This window comes from Mycetohabitans sp. B2, from assembly GCF_021733735.1.
In the GTDB taxonomy this organism is placed as follows: Bacteria; Pseudomonadota; Gammaproteobacteria; order Burkholderiales; family Burkholderiaceae; genus Mycetohabitans; species Mycetohabitans rhizoxinica.
The window spans coordinates 96,519-117,760 of the sequence record NZ_JAHKSP010000001.1 but is presented as its reverse complement, the minus strand read 5'-3'; the positions used below and the strand labels follow the sequence as shown (position 1 = coordinate 117,760).

Below are 21,242 nucleotides of genomic sequence, written 5' to 3'. Positions count from 1 at the left end.
AACGGGTCCACGCCGGCCCCGCGCATCGCGGCGGCGTGGACCGACAGGATTTCGATATGAAGCCAGAGCACCCGGATCACCTGATGAATCGCGCCCCCCGTCCCACGCTCGCCGAGCTTGAACGACACGACGCTTTCGCCGAACGTCACATCGGGCCTAGCGCCGACGATCAACGGCAGATGCTGGCGGTGCTCGGCTTCGATCACCGCGACGCGCTGATCGACGCGGTGATGCCGCCGAGCATCCGACGTCGTGACAGCCTGTCGCTTGGCGAATTCACCGCGCCGCGCAGCGAGGCCGAAGCGCTCGCGCGACTGCGCGAACTGGCGCGCCAAAACGAAGTGTTCCGCAGCTACATCGGCCAGGGCTACTATGGTACACATACACCTGCGGTGATCCTGCGCAATGTGCTCGAGAACCCGGCCTGGTACACCGCCTATACACCATACCAACCCGAAATCTCGCAAGGCCGGCTCGAGGCACTGCTCAATTTCCAGCAGATGGTGATTGACCTGACTGGGCTGGACACTGCCAATGCGTCGCTGCTCGACGAAGGCACAGCGGCGGCCGAAGCCATGACGCTGCTGCAGCGCGTGGGCAAGCCGCGCTCGAACGTGTTCTACGTGGCCGACGACGTGCTACCGCAGACGATTGAGGTGGTGCGCACGCGCGCACAGCCGGTGGGCATCGACGTACGGGTCGGCCCTGCCGCGGCGGCGGCACAAGCCGGCGCGTTCGGCGTGCTGCTGCAGTATCCGGGCGTCAACGGCGACGTGCGTGACTATCGCGACCTGGCTGCCGCGATCCATGAAGCTGGCGCACACGTGGTCGCCGCCGCCGATCTGTTGGCGCTGACGCTGTTGACGCCGCCTGGCGAATGGGGTGCGGATGTCGCGGTGGGCACCTCACAGCGTTTTGGCGTGCCACTCGCGTTCGGTGGCCCACACGCCGCGTATCTTGCCGTGCGCGACACGTTCAAGCGGCAGATGCCGGGGCGGCTCGTCGGCGTGAGCGTCGATGCACAAGGCAAGCCTGCGTTGCGGCTGGCCTTGCAAACCCGTGAGCAGCATATCCGTCGCGAGAAGGCGACCTCGAACGTGTGCACCGCGCAGGCATTGCTAGCCATCATGGCCAGCATGTACGCGGTCTATCACGGTCCCCGAGGTCTGCGGCAGATCGCCGAGCGCGTGCACCGCATTGCGGCGATTCTGGCGACCGGCGTGCGGCAGCTCGGCTACACGCTTGCCAATGACACGTTCTTCGACACGCTAACGATCGAGTCGGGCACGCGCACCGAAGCGCTGCACGAAGCTGCGCGCGCGCGGCGGATCAACCTGCGCCGGATCGACAGCGCGCGCGTGGGCGTGTCGGTCGATGAGACGACGACGCGTTTGGACCTGGCTGATTTGCTCACGCTGTTCGCCGAAACAGCCGGCACGGCGCCCGCGCTCGCTGGCGTGCAGCCGGGCACCATGCCCGCGCAGGCCGGCGCGCCGACGTTGGACATCGACGCGCTGGATGCCAGCGTCGAAGACGCGCTGCCTGCCGCGTTGTTGCGTCGCAGTGCGTACCTGACGCATCCGGTGTTCAACCGCCACCACTGCGAGACGGAAATGCTGCGCTACCTGCGCCAGCTCGCCGACAAGGACCTTGCACTGGATCGCGCGATGATCCCGCTCGGTTCGTGCACGATGAAACTGAACGCCACGTCGGAGATGCTGCCCGTCACGTGGCCTGAGTTCGCGCAGATCCATCCGTTCGCGCCCGCCTCGCAAACCATCGGCTATTGCAAGATGATCGAGCAGCTCGAGCAGATGCTGGTGACGTGCACCGGCTATGCCGCAGTATCGCTGCAACCGAATGCCGGCTCACAGGGCGAGTACGCCGGATTGCTGATCATCCACGCGTACCACGCGTCGCGCGGCGAAGGCCATCGCAACGTTTGCTTGATCCCGGCTTCCGCGCACGGCACCAATCCGGCATCCGCCCAAATGGCCGGCATGCAAGTTGTAGTCGTCGCGTGCGATGCGCAGGGCAATGTCGACGTCGAGGACCTGAAGACCAAGGCCGCACGCCATGCAGACAAGCTGGCGGCGATCATGATCACGTACCCGTCCACGCATGGCGTGTTCGAGCAAAACGTGCGAGAGATTTGCGAGATCGTCCACGCGCATGGGGGCCAAGTGTACGTTGACGGCGCGAACATGAACGCGATGGTGGGCCTAACCGCTCCGGGTCAATTCGGCGGCGACGTGTCGCACCTGAACCTGCACAAAACTTTTTGCATCCCGCACGGCGGCGGCGGCCCAGGCGTGGGCCCCGTCGCGGTGGCCGCCCACCTGGCGCGCTTCCTGCCGAACCAGCGTTCGGTCGGCTATGTGCGCGAAGGCGCGGCGACGCCAGCCGGCAATCCGGACGGGATCGGCGCGGTCTCGTCGGCGCCGTACGGCTCAGCCGCCATCCTACCGATTTCGTGGATGTACATTGCGATGATGGGCGCGCGCGGCCTCAAGTCGGCGACTGAAACGGCGATCCTGAACGCGAACTACATCGCCAAGCGCCTCGCCCCGCACTACCCGGTGCTGTATTCGGGAGCCGGCGGCCTGGTCGCGCATGAATGCATCCTGGACTTGCGGCCGATCAAGGACGTAAGCGGCATCACCGTTGACGACGTCGCAAAGCGGCTGATCGACTACGGTTTCCACGCACCGACGATGAGCTTTCCGGTGCCCGGCACGTTGATGATCGAGCCGACCGAGTCAGAATCTAAGGCGGAGCTGGACCGTTTCATCGACGCGATGATCGCGATCCGCGACGAAATTCGCGCGATCGAGCAAGGCCACGCTGACCGAGACGACAACCCACTCAAGCACGCACCACATACGGCCGCGGTCATTGGCGCCGACACGTGGCCTCATGCCTACGGGCGCGAGCAGGCTGCGTATCCCGTCCCATCGCGGGCGGCCAGCAAGTACTGGCCGCCCATAGGCCGCGCCGACAACGCGTACGGCGATCGCAATCTGTTTTGTTCGTGCGTGCCGGTCTGCGACTATGCGTAGCGAGGCACTGTCACGTTAGCGCCGAGCAAACCCCATGCGCTCAAGCCCAAACGCGACAGAAAGGCTTGCGTGCGCTGCGGATCGCGACGGCGTCGCGACCGAAAATCGGCACGAATCAGCGCACGGAAACGTATCGTTTGCGTGAGCCATCCACGAAGAAAGGCTAACATCTCGATCCGAGCGCAGCCCAGAGAGTGAAGCCCCAAATAGTGGACACGTTCCGATCTGATCCAACATGCCGCCGTGCCGCCGCACGCACTACAATCGTGCTCGCCGCGATAGTGGGCCTACTGGGCCCGCTCTGCGCGGTGCCGGCGCGCGCGGCGATGAACTTTTGCGCGGCGCCGGCACTGCAGAACAGCGAGCGCACCCATGCCGACCCCGGGGTGCGTGCGCTGGTACAACAGACCTTGGTAGGGCTCAGCGACGCGCCGCGCGCGGTAGCTCGGTTGCATACCGAAGGCACGCTGCCCCACCAGGGCCTCTACGACCAAACTGTCAACGCACAAAAGGATTTCCAGCTGATGCGCAACGCCGCGCTCGCGTGGCGCGCAACCGGCGACGAGCGCTTCCTGCGTTATGTCGCGCGCCTGCTTGACGCCTGGGTCACGACTTACCAGCCAAGTTTCAATCCGATCGACGAGACGAAGCTCGATGGCTTGATTCTCGCGTATGACCTGACCGCCAGCGCACTGCCGGTCAAGACTCGCAACGCGACGATCGCGTTCCTGCGCAAACTGGCGCGCGGCTATGTCGAGCGCATCGACAGTCAGCCCCGGCCACTCCGACATACGTTCGCGAACAACTGGCAGAGCCATCGCGTCAAGCTGATCGCGATGGCCGCGTTCACACTGGATGATCGCAAGTTGATCGATGCCGCGCAGCAGTTGTTCGTGGAACAAGTCGGCACAAACATTGCCCCGGATGGCACAACACGAGATTTTGGCGAGCGCGACGCGCTGCACTACGTGACCTATGATTTGCAGCCGTTGGTGATGGCCGCGCTGGCCGCGCGCCGGCACAACCGCAACTGGCTGCGCGAGCGCAGCGCCTCCGGGGCGACGCTGGAGCACGCGCTCGATTGGCTCGTCCCGTATGCGCTCGGCCGCGCGAGCCATGAGGAGTTCGTCCACAGCCGCGTGCCGTTCGATGAAACACGCCGCGCCGCCGGATTGCGCAGCTTCAGTGGCACGTGGGACCCTCGCAGCGCGGCAGAGCTGTTTCATCTCGCCGCGCGGCTAAACGGGCGGTACCAGCCGGTGGCACTGCACCTGGCGCCGGTGCCGCCGCCGTGGCTCGCCGCATGCCTGCCACTGCCCGCGCGCTCGAGCGAGCGATGAAACAACGCGGGCGCAACATCGACATTGCAACCGCCTGCCCCGCTGACCCAGCCGCGGGCGTGGCGTGACACTTCTGGAGTCGCCATGGCCGTCAGCGTATTCGATTTGTTCAAGATTGGCATTGGCCCGTCAAGCTCGCACACGGTCGGCCCGATGCGCGCCGCACTGCTGTTCGCGCAAGGCTTGCAGCGCGACCTCTTGCTGCCGGCCACCGCATCGGTCAAGGTCGAACTCTATGGCTCGCTCGGCGCGACTGGCAAGGGCCATGGCACCGACCGTGGCGTCATGCTCGGCCTGCTTGGCGAGGCACCGGACACCGTGCAGGCCGAGGCGATCGCGGACAAGCTCGAGCATGTCGCCTCGTCGCGCACACTTGCGCTGCTCGGCGCGCATCCAGTTCCGTTTCTGCCGAAGGAGCACATCGTGTTCTACCGGCAGCGAGTTGTTGCAGCGATGTACGCAAACTGGGCGCACCATCGCGCAGCTGATGTTCGAGAACGAGCGGGTATGGCGCAGCGACGACGCGATCCGTGCCGATCTGCTGCGTATTTGGGGCGTGATGCAGTCATGCGTCGCGCGCGGTTGTGGCATCGGCAATCCTGCAGCAGACGGCAACCTGCCGGGCCCGTTCCAAGTGCGCCGGCGGGCGCCGCAGTTGTATCGCGACCTGTCGGGCAAGCCCGAGGTGGCATTGCGCGATCCGCTGTCGATGGTCGATTGGATCAATTTGTACGCGATTGCGGTCAACGAGGAAAACGCAGCCGGGGCCCGTGTGGTGACAGCGCCAACGAACGGCGCAGCTGGAATCATCCCAGCCGTGCTGCATTACTACACGCGGTTCGTGCCCGACGCAAATGACACGGGCGTCATCGATTTTCTGTTGACCGCCGGCGCGATCGGCATCCTGTACAAGCTCAATGCATCGATCTCCGGTGCCGAGGTCGGTTGCCAGGGCGAGGTCGGGGTCGCCTGCTCGATGGCGGCCGGCGCGCTGGCCGCGGTCATGGGGGCCACGCCCGCGCAAGTCGAGAATGCAGCGGAGATCGGCATGGAGCACAACCTGGGATTGACCTGCGACCCGGTGGGCGGCATGGTGCAAATCCCCTGCATTGAGCGCAATGCGATGGCCTCGGTCAAGGCCGTCAATGCCGCGCGGATGGCACTGCGCGGCGACGGCTCGCACTACGTGTCGCTCGATTCGGTGATCAAGACAATGCGCGAAACCGGCGCCGACATGAAAACGAAGTACAAGGAGACGTCCCGCGGCGGCCTCGCCGTGAACATCGTCGAGTGCTGACGCAGTATCAATCCGGGCTATCCGACTGCACCAAAGCAACGAGCCCCGCTCGGGGGCCCGTGCATTCACGCTGCCGTTCGACCCGCCCGCCCGAGTCATCCACGCACGGGCGCTCAGCGGCGACTTACTTACCGCCCACGCTTTGCAGCGGGGTCCATTGGCCGTTGACGACCTTGTACAGCGTGATGCCACCGTTCTTTAGGTCACCCTTCGCGTCATACGCGACGTGCTTGGCCGTGACGCCCGACATGTCGGTCCTCGCCAACGCCGGCAGGTACTTCGCCGGATCGGTCGAGTTGGCCTTCTTCATCGCTTCGAACAGGGCCATCGCGCCATCGTACGCATACGGCGAATAGGTCTGTACCTCTTCGCCAAAACGCTTCTTGTACTTCGCGACATAGTCCTTGCCCCCCGGCATTTCTTCCAGCGGCAGGCCTGCCAGCGACGCGATCGTGCCGTTGGCGGCGTCGCCCGCAAGCTTCAGGAACGTGTCGGTCTTGACCATTTCGCCGGCCATCAGCGGCGTTTTGATCCCTAGCGCCTTCATTTGCTTGACCATCGGGCCGGCTTGCGCGTCCGCGCCGCCATAGTAGACTAGATCCGGCGTCAACGATTTCACCTTGGTGAGGATCGCCTTGAAATCGACCGCTTTGTCGTTCGTGTACTCGCGCTCCAGGATCTTCGCGCCCGAGGCCTTCGCGGCCTTCTCGAACTGATCGGCCAGGCCCTGGCCATACGCGGTTCGGTCGTCGATAATCACAACCTTCTTCAGTTTCAGCGTCCTCGCCGCAAACGTGCCAGCCACCGAGCCTTGCTGCGTGTCGGAAGTCATCATCCGGAACGTCGTTTTGTAGCCCTGCTGCGTGTATTCCGGCGCGGTTGCCATCGCGATCTGCGCAATCCCGGCATTCGCATAGATGCGCGATGCCGGAATCGTCGTCCCAGAGTTGAAATGGCCGAGCATGCCCTTGATACCATCATCAACGAGCTTTTGCGCAACGGTTGTGCCGGTACGCGGGTCGGCCTGGTCATCGCCGGTGTCCAGCACGATTTGCACCGGCTTGCCGCCGAGCACCGGCTTGGTTGCATTGAAGTCTTCGATCGCGAGCACGATGCCGTTCTGCATGTCCTTGCCATAGTGCGCCTGGGCGCCGGTCATCGGTGCGGCAAAGCCCACCTTCACTTGCTCTGTCTGCTGCGCGTGCGCTACGCTCCCCGCGACCGACAAGGCGGCGAACAACGTCGCGCCCGTCAGCTTTTTCATCGTGTGCTCCATCGAGACATCTCCTTTTGGCTTTAAGGGTGAGGCGTCGCCCGGCGTCCGCCGTGCCCCGCCTCACTTTGTGTCAAGCGACCAAATGGTATTCAGCCGATTGTCATCAAACTGGCATTACCGCCCGCCGCAGCCGTGTTGACGCTCACCGAACGCTCAGTCAACAGCCGCTCAAGCGCATAGTCGTCGCCGAAGGCATCCTCGTCGAACGCGCCGGTCGCAACACTCTGCACGCTGACGATCGGGCCGCCGCGCGCGGCGATCTGCCGTACTAGCGATTGCAACGCATCGCTGTCGCCCTCAAACAGCACGGCATCATACTCGACGCTGAGGTCACCGTCGCGGCTCACCGCCGCGTAGCTGCGCAACGCGACTGGCAACGCACCGACCAGTTGCTCGCCGCTCGCGCCGATGAACAACGCGCGGTTGCCGGTGGCCAGCACCGCCGCCAGCTGTGCGCGTGCGCCGCTGGCCGTCGACGCGATGCATAATACCGTGCCACGTGCGCTGAGCGCATAAGTGTTGCGCTCCCCGGTCGGGCCCGGCAGCGTGGCCGTGGCACCGGCGAGCACCTGGCTCAGGTAGCCGTCGCAACGGGCAGCGAGCTGGACATCGCGCTCGCCGAGCAACCAGTCGCGAAACGCCGTGAGCGCTGCCGCCGGTCCGCCGTCGGCCGGCGTCTCCTCGCTCAGCGACCTGGCCAGCGACGCGGGTATGCCGTTCGGACGCTTAGCCAGCAGCCGATACAGGTACAGCGGTCCGCCCGCCTTCGGCCCGGTGCCCGAGAGCCCTTCTCCGCCGAACGGCTGCACGCCGACCACCGCGCCGATCACGTTGCGGTTCACATAGATATTGCCCACATGCACGCGCTCGATGACGTGGCCGATCGTCTCATCGATTCGCGTGTGGACCCCCAGCGTCAGCCCATAGCCGGTCGCACGGATGGCCTCCAGCAGCGATTCCAGCGCATGGCGGCGGTAGCGCACCACATGCAGCACCGGCCCGAACACCTCGCGCTCCAACTCGTCGATGCTGTCAATCTCAATCAGTGTCGGCGGCACGAACATGCCATGCTGACAGCTGTCCGGCAGCGGCAATTGGAACACCTTGCGGCCCTTATCGCGCATCGTCGCGATATGCGCTTCGATGCCACGCTTGGCTTCGGCATCGATGACCGGGCCGATATCGGTGGATAGACGATCTGGATTGCCAATCGACAATTCGCGCATTGCGCCGGTCAGCATCTGCAACGTGTGCTGCGCCACGTCATCCTGCAGGCACAACACGCGTAGCGCCGAGCACCGCTGGCCGGCCGAGTCGAACGCCGACTGCAGCACGTCCGCGACGACCTGCTCGGGCAGCGCCGACGAGTCAACGATCATCGCATTCTGGCCGCCGGTCTCGGCGATCAGCGGAATCGGCTTACCGTCCGGATCCAGCCGTTCGGATAGCGTACGATTGATGAGGCGTGCGACCTCGGTGGAGCCGGTAAACATCACGCCACGGGTACGCGGATCGGCGACCAGCGCAGCGCCCACCGTCTCCCCGTCGCCGGGCAGCAATTGCACGGCGCCAGTGGGAACGCCAGCCTCGTGCAGGAGACGCACCGCCTGCGCGGCGATCAGCGGCGTCTGCTCGGCGGGTTTCGCCAGCACCGTATTGCCGGCGGCCAACGCCGCCGCGACCTGGCCCATGAAGATCGCCAGCGGGAAGTTCCATGGACTGATACAGACGATCGGCCCAAGCGGACGGTGCGTGTCGTTGGAAAACTCGCCGCGGATCTGGCTCGCGTAGTAGCGCAGAAAATCAATCGCCTCGCGGATCTCGGCAATCGCATTCGGCAGCGATTTGCCCGCCTCGCGCACGACCAGCCCCATCAGCGTATGGATCTGCGCTTCGAGCAGGTCAGCGGCGCGGGTTAGGCAGTCGGCGCGCGCCTGCACGGGCGTGGCCTGCCAGATCGGCGCGGTGGCGAGCGCGTTAGCGAGCGCGGCTTGCACGTGCTCTGCTGTCGCGTCCACCACCGTGCCAACCACGTCGCGCTGATCGGCGGGGTTGCGCACCAGACGCGGCGTGCCGCTCACCACCTCGCCGGGCTGCAGCGTCGGTGCGGCATGCCACATCACGTTGGTGCTCGCAAGTAATGCTGACGACAGCGATGCGAGGCGATGCTCGTTGGACAGGTCCAGCCCCATTGAGTTGGCCCGTTCGCTGCCATACAGCGCGCGCGGCAACGGAATCTTCGGGTGCGGCGCACCGAGCGGCACAATCCGTGATGCCTCGTCGGCAGGATCCGCCACCAGCTCGGCCACCGGCACCGACTCATCGGCAATCCGGTTCACGAACGATGTGTTCGCACCGTTCTCCAGCAGCCGACGCACTAGGTACGCGAGCAGTGTCTCATGGGTGCCAACCGGTGCATACACGCGGCATGGACGATTGAGCTTGCCGCGGCCGGTCACTTCCTCGTATAGCGGCTCACCCATCCCGTGCAGGCACTGGAACTCGTACTGGCCCGGATAATAGTTCTGGCCCGCCAAATGGTAGATCGCCGACAACGTGTGGGCGTTGTGCGTGGCGAATTGAGGGTACACCGCACCGGGCACGCCCAGCAGTTTCTTTGCACACGCGAGATAGGACACGTCGGTGTAGACCTTGCGGGTGTAGACGGGGTAGCCTTCGAGCCCATTCACCTGCGCCCGCTTGATCTCGCTGTCCCAGTACGCGCCCTTGACCAGCCGCACCATCAGGCGATGTCGGCTGCGGCGGGCCAGATCGATCAAATAGTCGATCACGAACGGACAGCGCTTCTGGTACGCCTGCACGACAAAGCCGATGCCGTTCCAGCCGGCCAGCTCCGGATCGGAGCACAACGCCTCGAGCAGATCCAGCGAGATCTCCAGCCGGTCCGCTTCCTCCGCATCGATGTTCAGGCCGATGTCGTAGCGGCGCGCCAGGCGCGCCAGCGCTCGCACTCGCGGCAGCAACTCGCTCATCACGCGCTCGTACTGCGCGCGCGAGTATCGCGCATGCAACGCCGACAGCTTGATCGAGATCCCCGGTCCGTCGTAGATGCCACGCCCGCCAGCGGCCTTGCCAATCGCATGGATCGCCTGTTCGTACAATGCATAGTAGTGCTGAGCGTCTTTCTCGGTCGTTGCCGCCTCGCCGAGCATGTCATACGAATAGCGGAAGCCGCGCGCCTCGTATTTTCGGCTGTTCGCCAATGCCTCGGAAATCGTCTCGCCGGTGACGAACTGCTCGCCCATCAACCGCATTGCCATGTCCACGCCCTTGCGGATCAACGGCTCGCCACCCTTGCCGATCATCCGCGTAAGTGCGCGCGACAGGCCCGCTTCGCTGTTGGTCTCAACCAGCTTGCCAGTGATCATCAGGCCCCATGTCGCGGCGTTCACGAACAGTGATGGGGCATGGCCGACATGCGACTTCCAGTCGCCCTTGCTGATCTTGTCGCGGATCAGCGCATCGCGCGTGGCCCGGTCCGGAATCCGCAGCAGCGCCTCGGCCAGACACATCAGCGCAACGCCTTCCTGGCTCGACAGCGAGAACTCATGGATCAATCCTTCGACGCCACCGCCGGTACGCTTGGCGCGCAACGCCTCGACCAAGCGCGTGGCGAGCACCTGCACGTCGCTGGCCAGCGGCGGCGCCAGCCGCGCTTGCCCGATTAGGAACGGCACACACTCCGGCTCCGGACGTCGATAGGCCGCGGTGATCGCCGCACGCAGCACCGACTGCGGTTGCACGTTCTGCGCAAGTTCCAGGAACGGGTGCGACGCGTCGTCGTTCGGTTCGATGCCCGACTCGCCGGCGTCAGCTACTTCATGGGACAGCGACAACTCGGGGGGCAGCGTCCCATGCTCGATTTTCTCCAGGTACGCGAAAATTGCCTGCTTGATCAGCCAGTGCGGCGTGCGCTCCAGACGCAGGGCCGCTTCTTTAAGTCGGGTCCGCAGCGGATCGTCGACCTTAACGCCAAGGGTGGTGCTAGCCATGATTCCTTTATCGGCGTTGCCGCCGGACCACTCGAAAAAATCTGGCTGATCGTACTTTGTACATTAAAAAGGTGCAATCTTTTCCGGCTGAAGGTTGCCGCTCCATAAATTGTTTATTTACAAGGGGTTAAGAAGTTTCGCCCGCAACAAATCAAGCGGCTAGGCGTCGGTGTTTTCCCTAGTCATCGAGGCGAGAGGCACCGCCGTTAACAAGAGGGAGGGCGCAGCAAGACGAGACAAGCGCATCACACTCGTCGCGCGTCGATACGAGTTAATCGTCGGGCCAGCGTCGGCGGCTATCGGCCACGCCAGGACCCAAGCAGAAACTAAACACGGAGAGACCTGCCATGGTGTGCTCGAGACTTTTTGCGTCGGCGTCGCGGTGCCGGCAATCGGCACAACTGCCGTACACCCGCATCGGCTCGCCGACACACACGCCGCTGCGGCGCTCGCCCGTCACCGGGGAATTCATTGGCCGGAAACAGCCCAGTAGCTACCGGACACGCGCACTGGCAGCGCGCAGCCGGCTACTGCGTTGACGGTGCCGCTCGTCTCCGCCTTTCGGCTCGGTCTTTCCGTTCCGATTTCTGTCTTTCCGCTCCGATCGTCCAGGACAGGCGCCGTCGGCGCTGCCGTGCGATCCGGTCCAGTCAAACTGCGGCGCACTGTAGTCGTCTAACTTTCTCGGACAGGTCAAGTGTTGGCCATCTTTGCTTGGGTACAGTGCAGCCGACGAACGCGGGCTTTATCGCATTCATGCGATAGAGCGAGGAGAGTCGCTTATCGAATATCTCTGGCAGCATACGGCTTCATATTCCTATTCTGCAAGTCATTCCGACGCTCAACCAGCCAGGGCTCCGGTTCCGCAAAGCTCAGCCACTTTAACTGGACTGGGGACGACTTAAACTGCGGCTGTTGGCTGACAGGATCGCGGGCATAGGTCGTGTGTTGATTGGCCGCTTGATGGCCTTTGCCGAAATGGAAGGGAATAAACAATTCTCCGGGCCGCACCGTGTCGACGACCATCGCCGGCCCTTCCCATCGCCCGCGCATCGACGACACTTCCACCCAGTCTCCAAGACAAATGCCCAGCCGTTGCGCATCGTCGGGATGGATTTCAACATAGGCATTCGGCACACGCCGATGCAGCGCTTCAGAACGTCCGGTCTTGGTTCGCGTGTGGAAATGGTAGACAACACGCCCTGTCGACAAAACGAAGGGATATGACTCGCTTGGCGGGTTGGGCGGCCGGCGCCATTGCGCTGGCCGCAGGAAAGCACGCCCGTTGGGATCGATGGCCTTGTATTGCGCGCGCGTGTGCTTGCTGCCGGTGAGAAAATCGGCGCCGTAGCTTTCGCAGTCGTCAATCCCGGTCCAAAAATGTAGATCCTCATATAGCCGCTCGCTGCCCTCCGGGTGCTGTTCGTTGCAGGGCCAGCGCACGCCGCCCTTCTTCAACAACAACTCGTAGGTCATTCCTGAGTAATCGCACGGCCGGCCCTTGGACACGCGGCGCCACTCGTCGAACGCCTCCGATGGTTCCCGATAGCCGATTAGCGGTTTGCCGTCCCGATCCTTAAAACCAAGACGGTGTGCGACCTCGACGAAGATTTCGAGGTCGGTGCGGGCCTGTCCCGGCGGTTCGACGGCTTTGCATAATAAATTGACAGTGCGGTCAGCATTTGTCACGCAGCCCGTCTTTTCGCCCCACATGGCCACGGGAAAGTAAATGTCGGCCAAAGCAATCGTGTCAGCGTCGACAAAAGGATCCTGTACGACCACGAACAACTGCTCCAGGATGCGCCGCGTACGATTCTGGTCAGGCAGGCTGACAATTGGATTAGTGCCGATCACCCACAGGAATTCAATCTCCCCGCGCTCGGCGGTTTCGAGCATCGTGACGATATCTTTCGGTACCTCAGGGTGGAACGTAACGGGGTCGATATTCCAGAGTTCGGCCAGCTCCCGCATATGGGTGAGGTTATGGGGATTACGATAGCCGGGGTAGGAGCCGTCCGCCCCAGCTTCCCGGTTCGACATGGCGGAGGGCTGTCCCGCCATTAACAAGGGGCCCGCGCCGCGCTTGCCGATGGCACCGCGCAGCAGATGCACACTGTTGACCAAGGAAGAGGATGCGGTCGCCTCCACAGCCTGATAAAACCCCTGCAGCACGGTAGAAACCATGCGCTCTGTACTGCCTATCCATTGCGCCGCCGTCTCCAGCGCGGTGATCTCAATACCGCAGATGTCGGCCACGCGCTGCGGCGAATATTCGGCCACGACCGACTGCATCAGCTCGAAACCGACCGTGTGCTTGCGCACAAAATCGAGATCGACCGCGCCGTTGCGAATTAGCAGGTGGATCAGCCCGTTCATCAGCGCCACGTTGGTGCCAATTCGGATTTGTAAATGGAGGTCCGCTCCCTGGCGCACAGTCGGACTCTTGCGCGGATCCACTACAATGATACGGCCCTGGTTGCGTTGTTTTGCCGCGAGCATCCGCTCCCACAACACCGTCTGAGCCTCGGCAACATTGTGGCCATAGAGGCATAGGAGTTCTGCCTCATCAATGTCGACGTAGGAAGCAGCGGGACCATCGGCGCCAAAATTGGCCATCAGCCCAGTGGCCGCAGTCGCTGTGCACAGCCGCGTGTTGCCATCAATGTTTGACGACTGCAGGCCGCCTCGCCAAAGCTTACCCAGGGTATAGAACTCCTCCAAGGTCAGTTGTCCGGAGTTGTAGCACGCGAGATTCCCGTGGCCCTGTTCCCACGCATCTTGAAATTTTTGCATAAAAAAGGCCAGCGCCTCATCCCAACTCACCGGCTCTAGCGGCGCACCCTTGGCACGCCGGACCATCGGTTGCCGCCCGCGTCGGCGACTTTCGTTCGCCACCCAGGCATGCTTGCCCTTGGGGCCAAGGTGCCCGAAATTCACCGGATGGTCTAGCTTGCCGCGAACACCCACGATGCGCTCGTCCTTGACAGCGATTTCCAGACCGCAGCCATTAGAACAAAGTATGCACGCGGAATGAACCCACCGATCAGGTTCACCGAGACAACTGATATTCTGATCCTGACGGGGCTCCATGCTCGCTCTCCCTAAACATTTCTTTTGGAAGAGCAACCCATATTCCCACGTAACGCAACAACACGGTCAGCGTCAGAATCGTCACGGTTACCCCAACCCCGTCGGGGTGACTTGCCTTCGGCACAAATAGGGCCAGTCGGAACCTAGTAAAGTTCGTTCTCAAAGATGAAGATGAACACGAAAGAGCGCTTTGTAGTGGCCAAGTTGTTTTGAACAGGCCGATGGGTTCTTTCACTGTTGGTTTCGCCGGCGCCACGCCATACACGCTCAGATATCCAGCGGATCGACTTCCACATTCCAGCGCAGCGCCCCTTTGAGTTCGCGCAACCGCGGCACCCACGCGTGCAGCGTACGCTGCAGCGCGGCACGCGAAGCGCTTTCGAGCAGCAGCTGTGCGCGGTGCACGTGCATCACCTTGACGATGTTCAGCGGCACCGGATCATAGCGCGTCACGCACTCGGCGCCGGGTACCGCGTCAAGTATCGCGGCAGCCTCATTGAGAAACCGCAGCGCATCGTCCAAGCCGCGCGCTTCGGCGCGCAGCAGTGCCTGAAAAACGAAGGGCGGCAGATGCGCGTCGCGCCGCTCGGCCAGTGTCGTCTCGGCAAAGCCCACGTAATCGTGGCGCGCCAGCGCCGCATATAACGCGTGCCGCGCATGCCCGGTTTGGATCAGCACCTCGCCGTGGGTGCCGCCCCGCCCAGCCCGGCCCGAGACTTGCATCAATTGCGCGAACAGCCGTTCTCCCGCGCGAAAATCATGCGAGAACAACGCGGCATCCGCATTCAGCACGCCGACCAGCGTGACCCGTTGAAAGTCATGTCCCTTCGCGATCATCTGTGTGCCAACCAGGATATCGACATCGCCGGCATGCACCCCGGACAACAACGCCTGTGCACTGCCCTTGCGCCGCGTGCTATCCGCATCGATGCGCAACACTCGCGCACCGGGCACCGCCGCACCGAGCGCCTCCTCGATACGTTGCGTACCGCGGCCGAACGGCGCTAGATCGACGTTGCCACACGCCGGGCATGCTCGCGGGATGCGACTTTCCCCACCGCAGTGATGGCATCGCATGCGCTGCTCGGGCCTGTGCAGCACCACATACGCGCTGCAGCGCGGGCAGCCTGCGACCCAGCCACACGCGTCGCAGGCCAGCACCGGCGCGTAGCCCCGGCGGTTCAGGAACACCAGGCTTTGTTCGCCACGCGCCAAGCGCTCTTGCAACGCTTTCACGAGCGGCATCGATAACCCATCCGCGCGATGGCGACCCGTCTGTTTCTCCGCCTCCATGTCGATTAGCCTGACCCGAGGCAACGTCGCGTCCGCTACCGCGCGCCGCGACAACGCCAACGTCGTGTAGCGGCACTGGCACGCATGCCACCATGTTTCGAGCGACGGCGTGGCCGAGCCGAGCACGACGGAGACGCTCAACTGCTTGGCCCGCCACACCGCCAGGTCCCGTGCGGAGTAGCGCAGCCCTTCTTGCTGCTTATAGGCGGGCTCGTGTTCCTCATCGACGATAATCAGTGCCAGCCGCGGCAGCGACGCGAGCACCGCCATCCGCGTGCCCAGCACGATCCGCGCACCGGCGGCGTGCGCCGCCAGCCAATTACGCGCTCGCTCACCGTCCGCCAGACCACTGTGCAAAGTCACCAAAGCGGTGGCCGGCCAGTGCGAAAAACGCGCCCGGAATACCGCTTCGAACTGCGGCGTTAAGTTGATCTCCGGCACCATCACCAGCGCCTGCGCATCGGGCCGACGGGCGAACAAGGCAGCCAAACTGTGCAGATACACCTCAGTTTTGCCACTGCCGGTCACGCCATGCAATACGAACGGCGCGAAGCCTCGGGCGGCGTCGATCGCCTCGACCGCCGCCCGCTGTTCAGCATTAAGCTCGGGCACCGCGCACGGGTCCAGCCGCGACGAGACATCGTGCCCGGGCCGCCCCGGCGGCTGCGTCGTGTCGCTCATTTCCAATGCCTCGACGGCGCCGCGCCATTGCACGTGAACCCATCCGTGCTCCTGCCACTGCTCGAGCGTCGCAACGGCCTTCGGGTGGATCGCGCGGGCATCGTCAGCGCCCAGCGTGTCCGCCCGCAACAATGCCTGGGCGAGCCGTCGCAACGCCGTCGCGCGGGCCGGCAACGCGTCAGGCAACCTATCGCGCCCGGCCGTCGTCAGCCGATAGACCGGCTCACGCGCGAACAGCCGTGGCCAACGGGCCGCATCGCGCAACGCCTGCGGCAACGCTGGCAACGCCACTTCGCCGCGGCCGCGCTGATAGTAATCCGCAGCAAACGCGATCAATTGAAGCCAGTTTGCGTCCAGCGGCGGACAATCGATGCACGCGCTTTGGACGTCTCGCAATCGATCCTCTGGCACGTCAGTCGCATCCGCGACCTCGATGACCAGTCCCACTATCTGCCGGCGGCCAAATGGCACTTGCACGAGCATGCCGGGCAGCGGCTGCGACGGCAAAGTCCAGCGGTAGTCGTACAGTGCCGAAAGCGGATGGTCCAGCGCGACTCGAACGTAACGAAAAAGCGTCGGTTGCATGGGTCGTGTGTCGGCGCAGCCACGGCGATCCGAGCCGGCGCGGCGAAGCGTCACCGAGAGGGGAGACAAGGCGGCGTAAAGTTAAAGTAAAACATCGCAACCACCGCTAAGCCATGGATTCATCGTAAAAATTTATGATCGCTCGGCATCCTGTGGATAACTTTGTGTAAAAGCCCGCGGCCACCCCCGTGGAGCGGCCGAGCGACGCACATTTCGCCGAGATCGGGCTTTGCGTCGGCTCGATCCAGATTATTTTACAAATCAAGGATTTAGAAAAATAATTTGCGCGTGATGCTACTCTGCTACGCCAAAATTCACGATGTGACAAAGGTGGCAAAAAAATGTGTATAAGTGGCCGCCAGCAGGTGTTGACAAGTCGCTACTACCGCGGTTTGCACAAGTCCAGGCCCCTGACGAACAGGGTCCACGCTATGGCATTGCAGCAACGGCCGGCGATCATTCGACGGCACGCATTGCGCGGCTGTACTGGTGTACTTCGTCGACCAGTTCGGTAACCGCCTGCACTGGCGTGAATTGCGAAATGCCATGCCCGAGGTTGAATATGTGCCCCGGGTGATTGCCGTAGGCGTCCAGCACCTGACGAGCCTGGGCGCGAATCACCTCGGGCGGGGCAAACAACACGTTCGGGTCAAGATTGCCCTGCAAGGCAACCCGGCCGCCCACTCGCGCCCGTGCCCGCGCCAGATCGACGGTCCAGTCCAGCCCCACCGCATCGACGCCGCTCGCGGCAATCGCCTCAAGCCACTGCCCGCCGCCCTTGGTAAAGGCAATTACGGGGACAGGCTCGCCATCATGTTCACGCTTGAGCGCCGCGACGACCTGGGACATGTACTGTAGTGAAAACGACTGGTAAATGCGCTCGGCCAGCACGCCGCCCCAGGTATCGAAGATCATCACCGCTTGCGCGCCGGCATCAATCTGTGCATTCAGATAATCGGCGACCGCGCGCGCATTGACCTCCAGGATCCGGTGCATTAGATCGGGCCTGGCATACAGCATCGATTTCACGATACGGAAATCGTCACTGCCACCGCCCTCAACCATGTAGCACGCTAGCGTCCACGGCGACCCGGAGAAGCCGATCAGCGGCACGCGCTGACGGCCATCGGCGCCCACCAGCGCGCGACGGATCTGCGCAACCGCATCGGTCACGTAGCGCAACGTCGCATCGATGCCGGGCACGGCGAGCCGGGCGACGTCGGCCTCGGTGCGGACCGGATGGGCAAAGCGTGGGCCCTCGCCGGGCGTAAATTCAAGTCCCAGCCCCATCGCATCGGGGATCGTCAGGATGTCCGAAAATAGGATTGCCGCATCGAGCGCATAGCGATCGAGCGGCTGCAGCGTCACCTCGGTTGCGTAGTCGGGCTGCTTGGCCAAACCGAGGAAGCTGCCCGCACGGGCGCGCGTGGCGTTGTACTCGGGAAGATAACGGCCCGCCTGGCGCATCAACCAGATCGGCGTGTACTCGGTCGGTTCGCGCCGCAGCGCGCGCAGGAAAGTGTCGTTGGCGAGATTGTGAGGCACGGTACGCTCTGCCCAGGAAAAGCACCATTTTAACGGACGCGCGCCGCGCATCGGCGATTCGAGCAATGGATGCCGACTCGCCTATGATGGACGGGCCTCGGCGTTTCAGCGTTTCGACGTTTCGGTGCGTTAGTGCGCCGTGCACGCATGCGGCACGTTAGGACTCTAGCAGGTTCCGATGCCGGTCCCGCCGTCCCAAGGAGACGCAATGAACGGTTTGACCCGTTTGATCCGTTCATGCGGTGCTTGTGGAAAAACGTGAACGACCGTAACACAAGGCCGCAGCGCACGCGTGTAGCAACGGCCGCACACACTATCGGCTACCTGTGGTCCAAATATTTTAATTAAAAGGCAAAGGCTGCGGAAATAAATAACTTGCAAATGGCAGACGAAAGGAAGTTACAACCTGAAACACTTTGTTACCCCACGGGCGGCGGGTTTCCCCCAAAATGCTTCCATTGGTTTCCAACACGGATGCGGTCTACTGTGTCGTATGAGCGGATGCGACGCGTGAACACCGGTCGGCACTGCCGACGCTCTGCTGCGCAGGGGCATCTTTGTTGGCACCGCGTCAGACGCGGTAACACAATGCCACCCATGGTCTCCTCGCGCTAACCCCGTAGCGTGTGGTTTTTAGCGGGCTCCGAGCCCGCTTTTTTTTGCCCACGCTGGCTGCCTACGCGGTCTTATCCGACGATAGCTTCAACTCGTCAATCATTTTGGCGCGCATCACGAATTTCTGCACCTTGCCCGTTACCGTCATCGGCAAGTCCGACACGAATCGGACGTAATTCGGGATTTTGTAGTGAGCGATCTGGCCATGGCAAAAGTCTCGGATATCCTCCGCGGTCGCCGTCTCGCCAGGCCGCAGCACGATCCAGGCGCACAGTTCCTCCCCATATTTCGCGTCCGGCACCCCGAAGACCTGCACCGACTGTATCTTTGGATGCCGAAACAATAATTCCTCGATCTCCCGCGGATAAATGTTCTCGCCGCCACGGATCACCATGTCCTTGAGTCGTCCTACGATATTGCAATACCCCTGCGCGTCCAGCGTCGCCAGGTCACCCGTATGCATCCAGCCGTCGATGATCGACTCGCGCGTCTTTTCGTCGTCGCCCCAATAGCCCTGCATTACCGAATAGCCTTTGGTGCAAAGCTCACCAGTCTGCCCGACCGGCACAATATTACCCAGCGCATCGATGATCTTCGCCTCCAGGTGCGGCTGAATCCGGCCCACTGTCGTGGTGCGCTTTTCGAGCGGGTCCGACGCCGCACTCTGGAATGAGACAGGGCTCGTCTCGGTCATCCCATACGCAATCGTGATCTCACCCAGGTGCATGCGTGCGACAACCCGCTTCATCGTTTCAATCGGACACGGCGAGCCAGCCATGATGCCGGTGCGCAGCCGACTCAAATCATAGTGCTCGAAATCGGGGTGGTCGAGCTCGGCAATGAACATCGTCGGCACGCCGTGTAGCGCCGTGCATCGCTCGTCCGACACTGCAGCAAGCGTGGCCGCCGGATCGAATCCTTCCCCCGGGAATACCATCGCGGCACCAGTGGACACACAGGCGAGCACCGCAAGCACCATGCCGAAACAGTGATACAGCGGCACCGGGATGCACAACCGGTCCTGCTCCGTTAGACGCATCGACATCGCGATGAAGCGCGCGTTATTGACGATGTTGTGATGGGTCAACGTCGCCCCCTTCGGCTTGCCGGTGGTGCCGCTAGTGAACTGGATGTTGATCGGGTCATGCGCGTCGAGCGTGCCGCTTATCGCGGCGAGGTGCGCCATGTCCAGGCGGCTGCGGCCTTGCTGCACCAGATCGTCGTAGCAAAGCATGCCCGGCGTCCGGCCGGCGCCCATCCTGATCACGTGGCGCAGTTCGGGCAGGCGCGCCGCCTGCAATTCCCCCGGCGCGTGCTGCGCAAGTTCCGGTGCAAGCGTCTGCAGCATCTCGAGATACCGCGACATCTTGAATTGCTCCGCGGCCACAATCGCGCGGCAGCCGACTTTGTTCAACGCATAGTCGAGTTCGGCCAGCCGATAGGCGGGGTTGATGTTGACGAGGATCGCGCCGATGCGCGCGGTCGCAAACTGCGTGACCAGCCATTCGACGCGATTCGGCGACCAAATGCCGACCCGGTCCCCCTGGCCGATGTCCAGCGACGCAAACCCAGCCGCCAGCGCGTCGACCTCCTGGGAGAATTCCCGCCACGTCCAGCGCACGCCCTGCTCCCGGAACACAACGGCCAGATGGTCAGCGAAGCATCGCGCGGTCTGCCCAAGAAACTCGCCCACCGTTGCCCCGGACAGTAGAACATCGGTACGGCCACGAACGTAGGACAAGCCGTTCTTGGGCTCGATTTGTACCGGCGGCAAGGCGAGTGCAGTGGTCATTATCGTCTCCGGTTTCATCCGCTGAGTCGTTCAGGATGACCTTTACGTATTGGGAAGCTTTCAATCGCATTGTGTGACTGTGGAATATCACATTGAGCATCGATTGAACCCGGACGCAACCGCAACGCTTAAAAAGACGAAAAAAACCCACATCGCTCGATGTGGGTTGTTCAGACTGGCGCGGCCGCGAACTTGCCGCAGCCCCCTCCGGGTCAATGCTGTCCGCGACGACGACGCAGTTGCGCGATGGCCGCGAGTTGAGCCGTGGCATAGGCCAGTTCGGCTTGTGCCGTAGCGTACTCGAGGTTCGAGTCGGTGTTCTGCAAGGCCTCTTCGGCACGCTTGCGCGCCTGCTCGGCCTTCGCCTCGTCCAGTTCCGCGCCACGGATCGCGGTGTCCGCGAGCACCGTCACCGCGCCGGGCTGCACTTCGAGGATACCGCCGGCAACGAACACGAACTGCTCGTCACCATTCTCGTCCTCGATACGCACGGAGCCCGGGCGGATACGCGTGATGAGCGGCGTGTGGCCGGGCAGGATGCCCAGTTCACCCGCTTCGCCCGGCAGCGCGACGAATCTCGCGTGTCCCGAGAAAATACTTTCCTCGGCACTGACGACGTCTACTTTGATGGTTGCCATATCGACTCCTGGTTGAGC

9 protein-coding genes and 1 pseudogene are annotated in these 21,242 nt (G+C 63.1%); 3 read left to right on the top strand and 7 right to left on the bottom strand.

What is annotated here, in order from left to right; translation table 11 throughout:
• The first annotated feature begins 56 nt into the window (after positions 1-56).
• The 3 genes and pseudogenes from gcvP (at position 57) to KPG66_RS00465 (ending at position 5,696) form a co-directional block, all read left to right on the top strand.
• The gene (gene gcvP / locus KPG66_RS00475) at positions 57-3,059 is read left to right on the top strand and encodes an aminomethyl-transferring glycine dehydrogenase (protein ID WP_237069702.1); all 3,003 of its coding nucleotides are present in this window, start codon (positions 57-59) and stop codon (positions 3,057-3,059) included.
• A gap of 326 nt (positions 3,060-3,385) precedes the next feature.
• Positions 3,386-4,399: an alginate lyase family protein gene (locus KPG66_RS00470; RefSeq protein ID WP_237069719.1), complete on the top strand. Its 1,014-nt coding sequence runs from the start codon at positions 3,386-3,388 to the stop codon at positions 4,397-4,399.
• A gap of 84 nt (positions 4,400-4,483) precedes the next feature.
• Positions 4,484-5,696: pseudogene (locus tag KPG66_RS00465) on the top strand (L-serine ammonia-lyase).
• 124 nt (positions 5,697-5,820) lie between these two features.
• On the opposite strand, the gene KPG66_RS00460 reads toward KPG66_RS00465, so the two are convergent.
• The 7 genes from KPG66_RS00460 to KPG66_RS00430 form a co-directional block, all read right to left on the bottom strand.
• Positions 5,821-6,972, bottom strand: coding sequence for a branched-chain amino acid ABC transporter substrate-binding protein (locus KPG66_RS00460; protein WP_013433920.1), 1,152 nt, complete (start codon positions 6,970-6,972; stop codon positions 5,821-5,823).
• A gap of 89 nt (positions 6,973-7,061) precedes the next feature.
• The gene (putA, locus tag KPG66_RS00455) at positions 7,062-10,985 is read right to left on the bottom strand and encodes a trifunctional transcriptional regulator/proline dehydrogenase/L-glutamate gamma-semialdehyde dehydrogenase (RefSeq protein WP_237069701.1); all 3,924 of its coding nucleotides are present in this window, start codon (positions 10,983-10,985) and stop codon (positions 7,062-7,064) included.
• Between the two features lie 780 nt (positions 10,986-11,765).
• Positions 11,766-14,075 carry a molybdopterin oxidoreductase family protein gene (locus tag KPG66_RS00450; protein WP_237069700.1) on the bottom strand — a complete coding sequence of 770 codons (2,310 nt, stop codon included), beginning with the start codon at positions 14,073-14,075 and terminating at the stop codon, positions 11,766-11,768.
• A 267-nt stretch (positions 14,076-14,342) separates the two neighbouring features.
• On the bottom strand, positions 14,343-16,634 hold the full coding sequence (locus tag KPG66_RS00445) for a primosomal protein N' (RefSeq protein ID WP_237069699.1): 2,292 nt from the start codon (positions 16,632-16,634) through the stop codon (positions 14,343-14,345).
• Between the two features lie 456 nt (positions 16,635-17,090).
• Positions 17,091-18,230 carry a uroporphyrinogen decarboxylase gene (gene hemE, locus KPG66_RS00440; RefSeq protein ID WP_237069698.1) on the bottom strand — a complete coding sequence of 380 codons (1,140 nt, stop codon included), beginning with the start codon at positions 18,228-18,230 and terminating at the stop codon, positions 17,091-17,093.
• 625 nt (positions 18,231-18,855) lie between these two features.
• Positions 18,856-20,586, bottom strand: a complete 1,731-nt coding sequence (locus tag KPG66_RS00435; protein WP_237069697.1) for an AMP-binding protein — start codon at positions 20,584-20,586, stop codon at positions 18,856-18,858.
• A gap of 212 nt (positions 20,587-20,798) precedes the next feature.
• Entirely contained in the window at positions 20,799-21,224 is a 426-nt protein-coding gene (locus KPG66_RS00430; protein ID WP_041752940.1) for a F0F1 ATP synthase subunit epsilon, read from the bottom strand.
• Positions 21,225-21,242 lie beyond the last annotated feature (18 nt).